The organism is Sphingobium baderi, assembly GCF_001456115.1.
Taxonomy (GTDB): Bacteria; Pseudomonadota; Alphaproteobacteria; order Sphingomonadales; family Sphingomonadaceae; genus Sphingobium; species Sphingobium baderi_A.
Genome location: NZ_CP013268.1, coordinates 13,600 through 28,787 on the forward strand (window position 1 = coordinate 13,600; position 15,188 = coordinate 28,787).

Consider the following 15,188-nt stretch of genomic DNA (forward strand, 5'->3'; position numbering starts at 1 on the left):
GTCGTTTCCCATGACAGGCAAAGTCGATAGGGGCGCGTCGAGCTGACATCGCATCAATTTCTGGTTGCAACGCTGGACGGATTTGGTGGCGACATTGCCTCCAACCAGAAAAGTCATCATGTGACCCGTTCAAGATAGTCGAGCAGCAGGGCGTTCTTATGGCCCATCGCGCCCGCTCGCTCCTCGGTCGGCAGCGCACTGCGTACCATGCTCGCCAACGCCCTGCGCGCACATCTTGCTGAACTGGGGCACCCTTGGCCATTTATCGTGACAGGCTACACCCCGCCATGCGGGATTCACGGCCCGCTCTATATGTGATAATGTCCTTTATCACACACTCTAGGGACCATGATCGCATGACCGGGACGGCCGCCACGACACCCCCGCAACGTCGCCCCGTCATCCGGGCCGTCAGTTTCGATGAGGCCGGCGCGGCGATCGGCAGCTTGCTGCCGATCGCGCGGCCGCCCACACGCGCGGCCGAAACCGGCGCATCCGGCAAGGTCGCGGATTTCCTGCTGGCCTGGTGGAACGGCGACGAGTGCGGGCATTTCCCGATCATCCACCTTTGCAACGTCGATGCCGTCATTGCCGAGGATATGCTTACGGTCATGGCCTATCTGGCGCAGGAGTCGACCACCTACGCCGATGCCTGGGGCTACCGCGACGCGATGGGCGACCTTTGGGTGCGCTATCGCGGCGACCCCGCAGAGAGCGTTTAAACGCCTCCGAAGATCCACCGCAAAAAGGGATGCCGGCATGATCGAAAATGACGACGAGGCTTTTGCCGACAACTACGCCGAGCGCGACCAAGCCAAGGCGCTGTGCGAGCAGGCGCGCGCGGGCGGGTTGCGTTTCGAGGCGTATCTACCCGGCGACATGGCCGATTGGCTGTTGGCGCAGGTCGAGCGGGGCCATTTCGTTGATCCGTCCGAGGCGGTGTTCGCGATCGTCAAGAACTTTATCGACATGGAGCCGCACCGCGATTTGCGCGACGAGCTGCTACGCCGGATATTAGACGAGTCGGTTGCGCGCGGGCTTGAGGACGTGAAGGCGGGCCGCGTTCGTCCCGCTGATGAGATGTTTGACGAATTGCGCCGGGAGCTGGCGAAGCCTCGCCCCGAGCCGGCCCGTTGGCAGAAGATCGCACGATGAACCAGCTCGCCCCCCTGCCCTCGCCGGCGCTGGCGTTGCCGGCCTTGATCGCGGCGGCCGACGACGCCACGCGGCTGCGCTTCCTTGAGTTCTTCGCCGTCACCATTCGCAACCCGCATACGCGCCGCGCCTATATGCGCGCGGCCGGCGACTTCCTGGCCTGGTGTGAGGCGCGCGGCGTCGCCTCGCTTGAGGCCGTGCAACCGCTCCACGTCGCGGCCTGGGTCGAGGCGCTGGGGCGCGAGCTGGCCGCGCCCAGCGTCAAGCAGCAGCTCGCCGGCGTGCGCCACCTGTTCGACTGGCTGGTGACGGGCCATATCGTGCCGGTGAACCCTGCCGGATCGGTGCGCGGGCCGGCGCATAGCCAGCGGCGCGGCAAGACGCCGGTGCTGGCCCCGGACGAGGCGCGGCGGTTGCTCGACAGCATCGACGTGACCACCCATGCGGGCCTGCGCGACCGCGCCCTGATCGGGTTGATGGTCTATAGTTTCGCGCGGATCGGCGCGGCGCTAGCGATGCGGGTCGAGGACGTGTTCATGCAGAACAGGCGGCTATGGGTCCGACTGCACGAGAAAGGCGGCAAGCGCCATGAAATGCCCTGCCATCACAATCTAGAGGATTATCTGACCGCCTATATCGACGGGTGCGCGCTGCGTGAGGATCGCAAGGGATCGCTGTTCCGCACGATCGCACGCGGGACTAAGCGACTAAGCGATACCCCCCTGCCCCAAGCCAATGCCTTCGCGATGGTGCGCCGGCGCGCAGGCGCGGCCGAGATCGGGACGGCGATCGGCAACCATTCGTTCCGCGCGACCGGAATCACCACCTATCTGAAAAACGGCGGCACGTTGGAGACGGCCGCGACGATGGCGAACCACAGCTCTACCCGCACGACCCAGCTCTATGACCGCCGGCCCGATGACGTGACGCTGGACGAGGTGGAGCGGGTGTTGATCTAGGCGGCGATCGCTGGCGCACATCCCCAGCGCCCGCCCTGCCAATGGAACCCTACCTGCTGCGCGTTGCTGATCGCGGGCGGCTCGCCCTTGTGCCAGAAACCGAGCATCTTGCCCCGATCGTCCAGATGAGCGTCGGCGACGATCGCGCGCGCGGCCTGGATGAATTGCCCATGCCCGAACACATAGACCAGCGAAGCGGCCGGCATGGCGGCGAGGCGGGCAAGCGCCGCCTCGCAGCGCCGGAGCAGATTGGCGAAGCTCTCCGCCCCCTCCCCGTCGCAATAATCAGGATCGGCCTCGCTCCAATAGCGTTCGAGGTGCGGCATCCGCTCGGCGCTGCGCGTGCCGTTCCAGCGCGCCGGTTGCAGATAGGTGAACTCTTCTATCGGCCAGACTTCGACCGGGACGCCGGGGAAGCGCGCGATCGTCGGCGCGGCCGTCTGCCGGGTGCGGGTATAGGGCGACGTGACGATGAGCGCGGGCGCTTGCGTCCAGCTCGCCGCGACCTGGCGCGCTTGTTCGTGGCCGTGCTCCGTCAGCTCGATCGTCGCGAGATCGCGACACGGCACGCCGGCGTTGCCTGTAGATTCGCCGTGGCGGATGAAGATCGCCCGCATATGCGTCATCTATCCGAATACCTCGCTATGCGAGCCAAGGCGCGCGAGGCGCAGCGTTTCGTCGTCGGGCTTGGCGTAGATCAGCACCAGATCGGGCTTGACGTGGCAATCGCGGTAGCCCGCCCAATCGCCGCTCAGATCATGGTCGCGGTATTTGGGATCAAGCGGCGTGTCGGTCGCGAGCGCGGCCAGGACGGGCAGAAGATCGGCATCGAGGGTCGCTCGATGTCGGCCCTTTGATTCCCGCTTGTAGTCGCGCTTGAACCGGGTCGAACGATCAATCGTCCGCATGGAGGTCCGCCATCAGCGCATCGACGCTGGCAAACTTGGTCCCCTTCCCCGCCGCCAGCTCTGCCATTGCCTCGCGTGTCGCGGCGTTCGGAACCTTGACCTCGAAAGGCAAGCGCCGTTCGTCGGCGATACGCAGCATCAGCAGCCGGATAGCGTCGGAGATCGAAAGGCCCATCGCGCCCAGCGCGGCGGTGGCGCGTTCCTTCGTCGTATTGTCGATCCTGGCGCGGACATAGGTGTCGGAAACAGCCATTGGGATTTCCTTCTGAAAACGTAGTCCCAATGTAGTCACAAAATCTGATTTTGGCAATGGGTGCGGTGATTATGCGCCTGCCGCTGGCGCGGCACCGTGGCTCTAGTCGCTCACGCTCCCCAAGCCCGCAAGCGGTCTTGGCCCAAGGTAACGATCCACATGGCGGAAGCGAGATCGCTGCGCGGATCTCGCGCAGCAGTGCCGGGGGAAAGGCGGTCCCGGCCGCCTCTCCCCCGCAACGGCAATCAGCGGGACCGTGGCTCACTCGGCTGCGCCTCCCTGCGCCGCGCACCACTCCCGCAGATTCCCGCTGCCCCCCTCTCTCGCCGGCGTTCTTGGGCGTCCGTGTTCCGGCCGATGGCATGGCCATCGCCGGACAGGCGATTTGAAGGGAGTAAAGACGATGACCCACGAAACCCGCGAAAGCTGGCTCAATGCCGTGGCGCAGGGCATGGCTCTGCTGTTCGAGGCGCTGGACGCCCCCCTGCCCGACCGCTTACGCGTGGCGATCGGCTTCACCAGCAGAGGCGCGAAGGGCAAGGCGATCGGTGAGTGCTGGGACAACCGACTTAGCGCGGACGGGCATTTTGAAATCTTCATTCGCCCGGACCTAGCGCACGCGCCCGATGCGATGCCGGCGCAGATCGCGGCCATCCTCGCGCATGAGCTGGTCCATGCCGCCGTCGGCATCCCGGCAGGGCATGGGAAGGCGTTTAAACGGGTCGCGCTGGGGCTGGGGTTGGTCGGGCCTATGCGCGCCACCACCCCCGGCGAGGCGTTCCTTGCGGCCGTCGCACCGATCCTCGATGCCGCTGGCCCCCTCCCCCATGCCCGTCTCGACACGGACGGGGAGTCGACCGCGCCCAAGGAGCAGAAAACCCGGATGCTGAAATGCGAGTGCGCGACGTGCGGCTATACCGCGAGGACCGCGCGCAAATGGCTTGAGCAGGCCGGAGCGCCGCTTTGCCCGATCGAGGATCACGGCCAGATGAGCCATGAGGCGCTGGACGATGACAGCGAGGATGAGGGCGGCGAGGACGGCTAGACGCCCTGCCCTTTCATCCGATAGCCGCTTGCGCTATGACCACATGCAAACATGAGTTCATGTAAGGATATTCACATGCCAACAATCGCGATCATCAGCCAGAAGGGGGGCGCGGGCAAGACCACCCTCGCCTTGCACCTGGCCGCAGCCGCCGAGGATTCCGGGCATACCGCGCTGGTGATCGACCTCGACCCGCAGGCGACGGCGAGCCAATGGGCGGCATGGCGGCAGGACGCGCCCCCGGTCGTGATCGACAGCGCCCCCCCTCGCCTTGCCGCCAAGATCGAGCAAGCGACGGCGCAGGGCGCGGAGTTCATCGTGATCGACACCCCGCCCCATGCCGACAGCGCCGCCAGCGCCGCCGTCGAGGCGGCCGACCTGGTGTTGATACCTTGTCGGCCGAGCGCGTTCGACCTGGCCGCGATCAAGACCACGGCCAGCCTTGTGAAGATGCGCGGCAAGCCCGCTTTCGTGATCTTCACGGCGGGAAGCCCGACCGCGCCACGCATGTATGACGAGGCGGCGCAGCTCGTGCAGGGTTACGGGCTGGACGCCTGCCCGCTGCGTGTCGCGGATCGCGCCGCGTTCCGCCATGCGGCGACCGAGGGAAAAACCGTGATGGAGATCGAACCGAATGGCAAGGCGGCCGATGAGGTGCGTCAGCTTTACAAGTGGGCATGTGAACATGTAAACATGCCAGCAGATAGGAAGCGGAGGGCCAGCGCATGAGCCGGAAGGGATCATTGCTTGCATTGCGGGATCGGGACGCAGCGCCGACGCCGGCGACGGCCGAGCCGGAGGGAAGGGCGGCCGCGCCGAGCGCCCGCAGCACTGGCGTAGGCACCGGCAGCAGTTCGAGCAGCAGCCCGGTTGCGCCGAGCCGTCAGGGCAAGAAGGCGATGACGGGCTATTTCAGCCCGGAAATGTCGTTCGCCATGCACATGACCGCCCGCAAGCACGGCATGAGCTTGCAGGACGCGATGGCCGAGGCGTTCAACGACTGGCTCCGAAAGATGGGGGAAAGTCCTGTAGGCAAGTGAGCATGTTCACATGCAAACATATAGCTTAGGGGAAAACTCATGGCCGTGCTAATCGTGTCCGCCATCTTCGCACTGGTGATGATCGGATTGTCCATCCGGGCAAACGCCCGTTTCCGGCAGGAAAGGAAACTGCCGATGCAATGGCGGCTTTCACGATGATTGTGTTGAAAAACTCTCAGAGGCATTTCCTTGGGTAATATTCGAATTCAGGCGCAGTGGCAGGCGCATCAATGATTCGCAGGGCGCGGGCCGTCTGCATCATTGTTACCGAAAATCGGCGGGACGCACCTCAGCACCGACTTTTTCAACACAATCACGATCAGAGCCGCTTTCCAATTTGGTGAATTGGTCCGCACCTCGCGTTCTAGCTCTCAGCTTCACGCCCTTCCTTGCGATCTGTGTGCTGGGGCTGTTCAATGTTACCGCGATGACCCTAACGCCGAGGCCAGGGCAGGAGGGGATGCTGTTACCGTCCCCGATCTTTATTGGAGGCGCGTTCGTGGCGGCCCATGTTTTCCAGCTTTGGTTGATCGGAAGGAGCCTGGGCCGAAGTTAAACTCAATGTCGTCATGTTCACATGCAAACATGGCAGTTAACGCCACGACACTGTCCTATTGCCGCCACGATTTTCGGCGAAGCAATCACGCTATGGTAGTTATTAGGCACGCGATCTTTCCTCGTGACACAGCTTCGGTGCTGGGCATCTGGCGTGAGTTCATCGCTAATTCGCCGGTCAATCTCGACTATCAGAATAATGACGCTGAGTTTGCAAACTTGCCTGGGAAGTATGCGGCGCCCAAAGGATGCGTGCTGCTTGCGGACCGGGAGGGGGAAATCGAAGGCTGCGTAGCGATGCGCCAAGTCACACACGAGATATGCGAGATGAAACGACTATATGTTCGTCCCCAGGCTCAGGGACGGCATCTTGGTCGCGCGCTCGCTGAACGTCTGATCGAGGAAGCTCGCACTGTGGGCTACAGCGAAATGAGGCTCGATGTGCAAGCGAAGTTCGTCCCCGCGCGCAAGCTGTATGAGACTCTTGGTTTCGTCGCGGCGGAGCCGATTTCCTTCAACCCGGTTCCCGGCGCATCCTTTCTTGGACTTCACCTGTAGTCGAGTCCGTAGCTATCGACCAGAAAGTGACAAAGGCGGATCAGTCGATATGTTTGCATGTGGACATGAACGCTTGTCCACATAAGGGATCAGCGCAGTGGCTTGCGTTCGTGCCGTTTCTTGCAGAAGCCTAGGAAAGCGGCGCGGGGGCTTTTCAGCTCGGGCTTGCCCATGTCGTGCCACCACGACACCCATTCGTCATAAAGCGCATACACGTCATAGCCTGGCGCGGCCGTCTTGGCGTCGTGCATGGTTTCCGGGTCGATATAGGGCGCATCGTCGCCGGCGTTGGCGAGCGGATCGGGCTTGGACTTGAGGCCCGAGCGGTTGCGGAACAGGATCACGTCATCATTCATCGTCACCGCATAGTCGGGGAAATGGCCGTGGTCCGCGTCATGCTCGCAGACCTTCTTGACCAAGGCCCGGAACACCCGGAGCGGGCTGTTCGAGCCGCATTTCTTTTGCAGCAGCTCCAGGCCGATCTTCCATTCGTCCTTCACGCCGCAATGCTTGCGGGCCAGCTCATACATGCGCCGCTCGAACGGCTTGCGGAGCCGGAAATAGTCGCGGTGAAGCGTCAGAACATTCTTGCTGATGACCGAGCGATAAACCCAATCCGACAGGGTGATTTCCAGATCGAGCATACGGCCGTCGAACGTCTTGCGTGTGATTCTGGCTTCTTCGATCAGCCCGAAAATCCGCGTTTCCTCGACACCGCCCGTCTGGATATTGGTCCGCACCGTGGTCCCGCGCAGGCGGGTGAGGGCGTCGGCCATCAGCCGATAGCCTTCGCCGCTGGTTTGCCGGTTGGTGGCGACGAGCATGTCATAGGCTTGCAGGCGCACCGTGCGGCTAGGTTGCTGGCCCTGATTCATCTTCGCGACGAGCTGCGAAATACAGTAGATCAATATGTCCTTGTCGTGGATCGTCGCCAGCCCCTTGCCCGAGGGGATAATCTCGATAACGTTGCCGTTATGCTCATAGCGCCGCATCCGGTTGTCGGGCTTGGTCGAGAGCGAGAAAACCGGATGCTCCATCGAGGCCATGTCGTCCTTGGGGATGGCGTCGAGAACATCGCAGATGAACAGGTCTTGGTTAGGGTGCCGCACCGGCAGCAGCGGCGTGCGATCGTCGCCGTCCACGGCCATGGACGGCGCGGCGATCGGCGCGTCAAACAGGGAAGGGGCGGAGTCTATCGTCATTTCACTAACGCCACAGCTACTATCGTCATTTCACATACGCAAGCGGATTATCGTCATTTCAGATTCACCCCCGCGCTATCGTCATTCCGATTACGCTTGGAGGGGGCGGGCCTATCGTCAGAGTGGATTCACCCTATCGTCACTCTGGATTCGCTTTTTCGTCAGAGCGGATTCACCGCGCGTCACAAAAACGCCAATTAACACATTATTTTCAACGCACTATAAAACCGCCCAAATCCCGTAACACGACTCTAAACCCATATATTAACACTAGGGCGAGGCTGTGGATAACTTTAGGCCGCCCCGCTTGATGCGACGTTGAAAGGAAGAAAAGCACCGCCTCTTGGGGCTCCGCCCCGCCGGCTCGCGGCCTTCGGCCGCCCCGGATCGCTATGCGATCCTCCCACCCGGCATCCCCAAAATGAGCCGGCTTCGCCGGCACGCTTTTGTTAATTTGGGGTGTGGTGTAACCGTCACACCCCTATCGCCAGCGCATCATTGAACCCAGCCGCCGAAAATGGCTTTCCAGAAAAGCCAAGCGGATATGTGGGCGTTCTGATCGAGAGGGTAGAGGAGGCGGAAACGTCCCCACAGGGGGCGATTTCCGGCCCGCCCGGCCTCATTCCGGGCGTAGGTCAGGGTTTTCGGCGTCGGAACCGCCTATGGCGCTCTACGGGCTTCCCAGGGCCGCCCGATTTTTCCGGCGCGAGATCCACGCACCGTTTAAACGGCCTCACGCCTTGTCGAAGCGGCCCGCGAACTCGCGATCGGCATAGTATTTGAGCTTGGCGGCGACGATCGGCCGTTGCCCCGCGAGGAACAGGAGCTGGTAATCCTCGCGCAGCGTGCGGACTTCATCGGGGGTGAGCAGCGGGCGAGCGACATGCTGCGCGCCGAACGATATGCCGGTTTCGTCGCTGTCGATCGCGCGGCTCATGGTCTCGAACACGACCGTCTCCTGGCCGAGCAGATCGGAGACGAGCTTGGCACTGTCGTGATCGTTGACCCCGAATATCTGCAAGACGCCAGCGTTGGACAAGAAGGTGCCGGCACGGCGCTCGTAGAGCGCGCGGAGCTGGTGAACGTCTTGCAGGATCGGCCAGAGCTGGATGCCGTAGCCGGCCATGAGGCCCATAGCGCGCTCGACGGGTTCGAGGCGGCCGAGGGCGGCGAACTCATCGAGCAGGAACAGGACGGGGCGGGCGGGGGAGGCCGGCGCGCGCGCCAGATCGGTCAACCCTTGCGCCAGCATCAGGCGCAGCCACCGGGCATAGGTGGCGAGCCGATCGGGCGGCAGCACCAGATAGGCCCAGTCGGCCCGAAGCTGCGATTTTGGCCATGTTGAAGAACAAAGATTGAACATGGCGATCTACCAGGCTCGCTCTTGTCCTCCAATCTCGTAAACATCGGTCTCGATCGAGCACCTGTAGCTCTCTGCGATGTTGAACATCTCTGTCTGGAGAGATGCGATCTCATCATCGAGGCTGACGCCATCGGCACCCTGATCATAGGCGACGGTCAGCGTGTAATCGCAGTTCCCGGTCTTTTGCATCTGGTAATCCCGCTCCAGCATCGCCTCAATGCGCTCGCGAGCGGGCTTTCTGCCACGACCATGCTTGTTGAAGTTCTCGATGGTCAGATGCAGGGCGATGGTGACAGAAGGCGGCTTTTCCGGCAGCCCGATCCTTGAAGGAATGACGTCAAGCGCCCGATAGACGGTCATTCTTGAGATCTTGAGGTCGCGCGCGACGCTGGCCTTGCTCGCGCCGGCGGTGATCCGGCGTCGGATTTCATCGTCATCGATGTTTTTCTTCCGGCCTTTGTAGACGCCTTCGGCGCGCGCCGCCTCGATCCCGGCGCGCTGCCGGTCCTTGATGAACGTCAGTTCCATGTCCGCGACCATGCCCAGAATGGTGATCACCATCCGCCCCATGCTTCCGGCCGTCGTCACCTCCGGCTCAAGCACCCGCAATGAGGCTCCCTTCTGGTCGAGTTCATGAACCAGATTGAGAACATCGCGTGTGGAGCGACCGAGCCGATCGAGACGCAGGACGACGAGTTCGTCATCGGCGCGCAGGAACTGCATGATCGTCTCAAGCTCCGTGCGTCCAGTGCGCGATGCGCCCGAGCCTGTTTCGGAGCGGAGGATTTCACAGCCCGCTGCCTTCAACCGGGCAACCTGGATGTCGAGATCCTGGTCGATGGTGCTGACGCGGGCGTAGCCGACGCGGGTCATGGGCAAATCCGTCACATTAGGGTGGCTTTGCCCTCGTACAGTAACATTGGTGACGGAACCACCCTTTTGTGACATGTCGTATATGTCACTTCCGATCGTCACGTTCGGGTGCACCCAAATGGTGCGAGCGGAAAGGCCCCGGTCAGGCAGCAAGCCGCCCAAAATCGATCCGGCTATTCAGATCGAGGTCGAAGCGGCCATAAGGATTGACGTGGCTGTAAATCAGCGGTGTGAGGCCGCGATAATCATCCGGCGTCATCCGGCCCGTCCATTTCGGTTCCACCAGCACGCTCTGAAGCATTCGGGTGTTCACATAGACAAGCGACGCTTGCAGCAAATGTAGCGCCAGGACCGAGAGCTGCTGCTCATCGATGCGGTTAGTGGCGATCTCGCCGCCCTTGCCGAAGAAAACGAACCCATTGGCACTGTTCCAGTTTTCAACGACATTCAGGCCTTCATGAATTTCGCGGCGGAAGGACTCCTCGCGCAGATACCGGCACAGGAAGATCGTCTTGACCGCGCGGCCCAGCTCACTCAACGCCTTGTAGGTCGGGTGCATCACCTCGGAGCGGCTAAACCGGCGCAGGATCGCCTCCGGGTCGGCGGTTTTTGTCTGCATCGCGGCTGCATATTTGACCATCTCGTCATATTGCTGCTCGATCTCATCCCAGTTGATCGGACTGGAGAGGATCGGCTGCAAGTGGGGAAGCCGCGTTCGCATGCCGACATCGGGAAGAGCCAGCTTCTGGCGAGCGATCGCTTTCAGGCGGGGTGCAAGCTCAAATCCGAGAAGCCGGCAAAATGCAAAGCCAACCGCGCTTTGGCCATGACTATCAACATATTGTCGCTGGATTTCCATGTCGGTGCAATGGCGCAGCACGCCCTCGATCATGGAGGCGACCTCGGAGGAAGAGCAGCGCTTGAGCTGGGAATAGACGCATGTCGCGCGTCGTTCGACATGCCAGTAGATCATGACGCCCCGTCCACCATAACGCGCATGCCATTCCGTCATCAGGTTGCGATCCCAGGCTCCGAACTTTGTGGAATCTGACGCACAGGCCGTGCCGGCGTCCCCCCAGACTGCAGCATTGCGGATTGCCAGGGTCGCATTCGCAACCCTGGCACACGCCTCCTTGAGCGCCGCGGCATGAACGAAGCGGCGATGGACATGCAGCAGCTCTTCATAGCTGACATCGGGGGTGGCGCCGGCGATCCGCTTGAGCCCGGCATTCGTTCCCAGGCCGTAGAGGCATAGCAGGAGACGTTGATCCAGCGCGGTTTTCGGCAGTGCAACACGCGAGGCCGATGTTTCGAACGCTTCGAGAAGTCCCGTATCAAGGGCAGCCTCCTTCAGTACGTCGAGCAGCCCGGTCATCGGCCAGCGTTGGCCGATCTCGGTCTTGATCGAGGCGAGACCCCTGGGTTCGGGCAAGGGTTTGAACGGGGTGAGAGATATACGGTTCTCGCCGCGCCACAGCAGCCGAACCTTGTCGTTCCGGGGAATATTGGCATTGAGGAGCAACAGTTCCTGAGCAAGCTCTTCCCGGATGGCGCTTGAAAATGCACGCGCATCCGCCGTCAGGTTCAATCCTGTGTAATATGCTTCTCGCCGCGCATCGAAGTCCTTGGGAAGATCGTCATCGGGATTGCGGTATCGGTCCGCCCCGACAACCCAGATTTCCTTAGAACGGATGCGATCGCGCAGTTGCGCGAGGACACAAAGCTCATAACTGATCCGGTTTACGCGCCCCTCTTCATCAATGACGGAACTGCGCCATCTCGCCGGAATGACCTCGTCGACCGGCACTGCGTGCGGCGGCACGTAGCGGCATCCATCATCCACTTTGCTTCTGATCCAGTCCAGGGCCGCCAGCACCGGACGCCACACGGCGTTGTTCGACCGGAACTCCAGTGCCGAAAGCAGGCTTGGCAGCATACGGCGATAATGATTGGCCCATGACCTCCGCATCACCTTGTAGATCCGCCGATCCAAGGCGCCCTTTGCCTGGCTTTCCTTGATGATCGCCGCCAGTTTGTCCTTGCCGGCGATTGGGAAAATGACATCGCAGATGCGCCCGGATGGATCGTCGATCGAAGCGCTGGCAATCTCGACCAGGAGTCGCTCCTTGCCATAGACCCGCTCGATGTCTTTCGCGATATCGCCCACCACCTTGCGTTTCGAGCGCGATCCGATCTTATGGACCGTCTCGATCAGCAGGTCGACCATCGCATCCGTAAGCTGAGCTTCCCGCGCCATCAGATAAACGGCATAGAGCCCGAGCTGGCGCGCCGGTACATGCCGGCGCATCTCCGAGGCTTTCTCGCCGGCAACCCGGCGAACGATCTGATCGACCCATGCCTTGCCCGTGACCGATAGGAAATCTCGGGGAAGAGCAAGCCGTTGGATAAAGGCGAGTTTGGCGGTCACGCCAAGAATGTTTTCGAGCGTCGCCTGACCTGCATCCCCCTTCATCGTGTTGAAGCCGGTCGGGCCATCGGGATCGGCGAGCGAGGCTTCCAGCAAGGCGACCGCATCCGGCGCAAGCCGATCGCGGACTCGGGCCAACAGGGCCTCCAGATAGAGGTGTCGTTGCGAACGGACGAGGCGTTCCAGCTCCTTGCGCGACGGCCCATAGATACGGCGGTCGCGGCACCACAGGAAAACATGCTCGAGCATGGCATTGATCGGCTGCCCGCCCGCACAAAGATCGTCGGAAATCCACCTCGACAACGCCCTGCGATCCGTCTGCGTCATACGGCGGAACCCGAGATGCCGCAAAATCTCCGCGCAATGCCGGCGGGCGGTGCGCCCGGAAAAATCATAGTGGTTCACGGATTTGGCATCGAGACCAAGTTGCTCCGCCAGATACAAGACACCGTCGGAGGGTATCGACGCATGATCCGGCACAAAGAAGCCATGCCCGGCGAAAAATCTAAGCTGAACCGCCAATCCCAGTCGTGCCGTCTCCGCTTTGCCGGTCACGAACGCGATGTCCGAAAAACTCAGGCTCCAGGAGCCGATCAGATCCCCACTCGAAACGCCAAGGCTCATAACGCCGCTCCCTTATCGGAGCGGAACGTCGTTCCTCGCATGGGCGATCGTCAACAACAACCAGCCCGTTCCCGACGTGTTCTCCAAGATGACCAAAATCGCAGCTTCGGGCCGACTGGGCCAAATAAGCGTCCAGCGCCGTTCCCTGCCGGATCGCCGCGAAGATGTGGTGGCGGGCCAGGTGGTTGGGATAGTCCGATGCTCCGGGCACCGTCACGATCAGCATCGGTAGCGCGGCCAGGGCGATGAAAAGCGCGATCCAGTATCGGGCGAGGCCCTGCAGGGGCCGTGTCTCGGTCGCCGGGGGCATGTCAGGCCACCAGTGCGGCATCTTCCGCGTCAACGTCGCGCAGCGCATCCGCGAAGATTTCGGCCGCCATCATCCGCACAAGCGGCTCGTCCTCAACTACCAGCACCGTGACACTGCTCTCCATGCGCGCCTCCTTTTTGGTGTGAGGGCGGAGCCGGGGTCGCGCGCTCCGCCCTCTTTCCATCGCCATTTCCCACAGAGGCCGATGGAAATCCTTGTTTCACGCCGATCCGCTACCCTTTCTCTCTCCGGTTAAATTCCGCCACGTCGCGCAAGGTTGCAGCCCAATAGGCGAGGGCCAGGCCCTCGTCCTCATTCTCGCCTCTGCTGACCGTGGCATAGATGCCCAGCGCCTGCGCGAAATCGTCCGTGGTCGCGACGCCGCTCTTTTCCAGAAACGCGCTCACAACCGCCAGCGCCCCGCCGATCGCCTTCACCAACGCGGGATCGAGCGACGTCGCCCGCTCACGCGACCGCCGATCGGGATCGGCAGCATCATCGGCACGCAAGGCAGTCAGTCGCGCGGCAATGTCATGGGCCTGTTGAAGATAGATCGCTGCGGCATCCTCGCCGGCCCGATCGAGCAAATCGAGCGCCTCGGCCATCAACGCGACCGCGCGACCGCGCAGGGCGGTCTTGTCCGTCATGCAGGCTGCTCGCGAAGCGGGCCGCTCGCCTGCTCCCGCCCGTCGCGCTGAGGCTGATCCGCCCAGGTGATTTCACAGGCGTTCTTGCCGGCCCGCTTCGCCACGAACATCGCCTGATCGGCCGCGTGCATGAGCGCAGCGGGATCGCGCGGGACGTGCGGCGGAATGACTAGCGCGCCCATGCTGCACGTCACCGGATGCTCGCCCGCCGCCAGCACGGCCGACACACGCGAATGAAGCGTGCGCGCGAACATCTCGCCCGCGTCCGCTGGATGCACGCGGAGCAACACCGCGAACTCGTCGCCACCGATCCGCCCGAAAGCATCCTCGCGCCTGATGCTACCCGCCGCGCCGCGCGCGAAGGTCCGTAGCACGGCGTCGCCGGCGGCATGGCCGTGGGCGCTGTTGACGCCCTTGAAATCGTCAAGATCGAAGATCGCCAGCAACAGCGTCTCGCTGGCCCTGCTGGCGACGGTAAGCGCCTCTGAAAACCGCTCGTTGAACGTCTCGCCGTTCAGCGCGCCGGTCTTGCGGTCGCGCAGCGCGAGATGCCGTTGGCGGTCAAACGATCGGCGGAAACTCACGATCGTTGCGGCGACAAACAGATAGGTCGCGACCCGCACGCCGGTTCGGACCGCCAGCGAGGCCGAGACCCCGCCATCGTCCAGATGCGGAACGATGGCGAGGATCGCGGTAAGCAAAGCAACAAAATACGCAGCGCGTTCGCCTAGCGCCCATCCAGCGGCGCATATGATCGGAACGTAAAGCGGAAGCAAGCCAGCGCTGGGATAGGCGTGGTTCGCCCATGAAAGGGCGGTGACGGCAACGAGGATCGCGAACCAGGCATGTTCGCGCGGCAGGGATTCCAGACGTTCGGCCATTCGGCCGACAGGGAGATGACTGTTCACGCGCTTCCCACCCCTACCGCAAAGCTCCATCTGCACTCGCCGGCGACAGTCGATCGGACAGCCGACCGCACGCCGCCACATCGGAAGCGTGCAGCCGGCAGCAACCGGCCATTGGAAACCTGATGTAAGTCAGGCGCGAACACCTTTGGGCCAAGGGCCTTGGACATGCGTGTTCGCTGCCCGGTCGCTGAAGCTCGTCTTACATTGAGAGGTTTCCACGCCTCTGCCCCCCTCTCAGCGGGCGCGTGTCGTTTAGAGGAAAAGCATTACGAATTGCAAATAAAGTGCAGTTCCGCACGTTCGCGGCGCTGCCCTCCGCTAAGTCGTTTAAACGATCTCAACCAACGCAGAGGCGCGATC

At 62.4% G+C, this 15,188-nt stretch carries 16 protein-coding genes and 2 pseudogenes; 8 read left to right on the top strand and 10 right to left on the bottom strand.

All coding sequences use genetic code 11. The features are described 5' to 3' along the window. Window positions 1-125: 125 nt before the first annotated feature. The 4 genes and pseudogenes from ATN00_RS24440 to ATN00_RS22220 all read left to right on the top strand — a co-directional run. Window positions 126-249: pseudogene (locus ATN00_RS24440) on the top strand (IS110 family transposase); the annotation flags it as partial. 107 nt (window positions 250-356) lie between these two features. After that, window positions 357-722 carry a DUF7673 family protein gene (locus ATN00_RS22210; protein WP_004212937.1) on the top strand — a complete coding sequence of 122 codons (366 nt, stop codon included), beginning with the start codon at window positions 357-359 and terminating at the stop codon, window positions 720-722. Between the two features lie 37 nt (window positions 723-759). Beyond that, on the top strand, window positions 760-1,155 hold the full coding sequence (locus ATN00_RS22215) for a hypothetical protein (protein ID WP_062069509.1): 396 nt from the start codon (window positions 760-762) through the stop codon (window positions 1,153-1,155). After that, a complete protein-coding gene (locus ATN00_RS22220) occupies window positions 1,152-2,114 on the top strand; it encodes a tyrosine-type recombinase/integrase (protein ID WP_004212934.1) in 963 nt (320 codons plus the stop codon). The genes ATN00_RS22215 and ATN00_RS22220 overlap by 4 nt, the downstream gene beginning before the upstream one ends. Here ATN00_RS22220 and ATN00_RS22225 read toward each other — a convergent pair. Genes ATN00_RS22225 through ATN00_RS22235 form a run of 3 tightly spaced genes read right to left on the bottom strand, consistent with a single transcriptional unit; the run spans window position 2,111 to window position 3,275 of the window. Further along, complete coding sequence (locus ATN00_RS22225) at window positions 2,111-2,731, bottom strand: histidine phosphatase family protein (protein WP_062069522.1); 621 nt, start codon at window positions 2,729-2,731, stop codon at window positions 2,111-2,113. The two genes, ATN00_RS22220 and ATN00_RS22225, sit on opposite strands and share 4 nt — an antisense overlap. Window positions 2,732-2,740: 9 nt before the next feature. Further along, window positions 2,741-3,022, bottom strand: coding sequence for a type II toxin-antitoxin system YafQ family toxin (locus ATN00_RS22230; RefSeq protein WP_004212931.1), 282 nt, complete (start codon window positions 3,020-3,022; stop codon window positions 2,741-2,743). After that, a complete protein-coding gene (locus ATN00_RS22235; protein WP_004212930.1) occupies window positions 3,009-3,275 on the bottom strand; it encodes a type II toxin-antitoxin system RelB/DinJ family antitoxin in 267 nt (88 codons plus the stop codon). Before ATN00_RS22235 ends, ATN00_RS22230 begins: the two co-directional genes overlap by 14 nt. A gap of 403 nt (window positions 3,276-3,678) precedes the next feature. On the opposite strand from ATN00_RS22235, the gene ATN00_RS22240 reads away from it, so the two are divergent. The 4 genes from ATN00_RS22240 (at window position 3,679) to ATN00_RS22255 (ending at window position 6,473) form a co-directional block, all read left to right on the top strand. Next, on the top strand, window positions 3,679-4,320 hold the full coding sequence (locus tag ATN00_RS22240) for a hypothetical protein (protein WP_062069512.1): 642 nt from the start codon (window positions 3,679-3,681) through the stop codon (window positions 4,318-4,320). Window positions 4,321-4,395: 75 nt separating this feature from the next. Next, window positions 4,396-5,049 (top strand): ParA family partition ATPase, encoded by a 654-nt coding sequence (parA, locus tag ATN00_RS22245; protein ID WP_004212927.1) that lies wholly within the window; start codon window positions 4,396-4,398, stop codon window positions 5,047-5,049. After that, window positions 5,046-5,360, top strand: a complete 315-nt coding sequence (locus tag ATN00_RS22250) for a ribbon-helix-helix domain-containing protein (RefSeq protein ID WP_004212926.1) — start codon at window positions 5,046-5,048, stop codon at window positions 5,358-5,360. Before parA ends, ATN00_RS22250 begins: the two co-directional genes overlap by 4 nt. Window positions 5,361-6,008: 648 nt before the next feature. After that, window positions 6,009-6,473: a GNAT family N-acetyltransferase gene (locus ATN00_RS22255; RefSeq protein ID WP_031309919.1), complete on the top strand. Its 465-nt coding sequence runs from the start codon at window positions 6,009-6,011 to the stop codon at window positions 6,471-6,473. An 89-nt stretch (window positions 6,474-6,562) separates the two neighbouring features. On the opposite strand, the gene ATN00_RS22260 is transcribed toward ATN00_RS22255, so the two are convergent. From ATN00_RS22260 to ATN00_RS22285, 7 genes and pseudogenes are all read right to left on the bottom strand, one after another. Continuing rightward, window positions 6,563-7,675: a replication initiator protein A gene (locus ATN00_RS22260; protein ID WP_062069515.1), complete on the bottom strand. Its 1,113-nt coding sequence runs from the start codon at window positions 7,673-7,675 to the stop codon at window positions 6,563-6,565. A gap of 733 nt (window positions 7,676-8,408) precedes the next feature. Then, window positions 8,409-8,981 (bottom strand): annotated as a pseudogene (locus ATN00_RS22265) (type IV secretory system conjugative DNA transfer family protein); the annotation flags it as partial. A 63-nt stretch (window positions 8,982-9,044) separates the two neighbouring features. Continuing rightward, on the bottom strand, window positions 9,045-9,911 hold the full coding sequence (locus ATN00_RS22270; protein WP_006961816.1) for a recombinase family protein: 867 nt from the start codon (window positions 9,909-9,911) through the stop codon (window positions 9,045-9,047). A gap of 142 nt (window positions 9,912-10,053) precedes the next feature. Next, window positions 10,054-12,963 carry a Tn3 family transposase gene (locus tag ATN00_RS22275; protein ID WP_006961814.1) on the bottom strand — a complete coding sequence of 970 codons (2,910 nt, stop codon included), beginning with the start codon at window positions 12,961-12,963 and terminating at the stop codon, window positions 10,054-10,056. A gap of 311 nt (window positions 12,964-13,274) precedes the next feature. Further along, entirely contained in the window at window positions 13,275-13,397 is a 123-nt protein-coding gene (locus ATN00_RS24255) for a hypothetical protein (protein ID WP_257720676.1), read from the bottom strand. A 109-nt stretch (window positions 13,398-13,506) separates the two neighbouring features. Continuing rightward, window positions 13,507-13,920: a hypothetical protein gene (locus tag ATN00_RS22280; RefSeq protein ID WP_156415420.1), complete on the bottom strand. Its 414-nt coding sequence runs from the start codon at window positions 13,918-13,920 to the stop codon at window positions 13,507-13,509. Beyond that, window positions 13,917-14,828, bottom strand: coding sequence for a GGDEF domain-containing protein (locus ATN00_RS22285; RefSeq protein ID WP_062069517.1), 912 nt, complete (start codon window positions 14,826-14,828; stop codon window positions 13,917-13,919). The genes ATN00_RS22280 and ATN00_RS22285 overlap by 4 nt, the downstream gene beginning before the upstream one ends. Window positions 14,829-15,188: the final 360 nt, after the last annotated feature.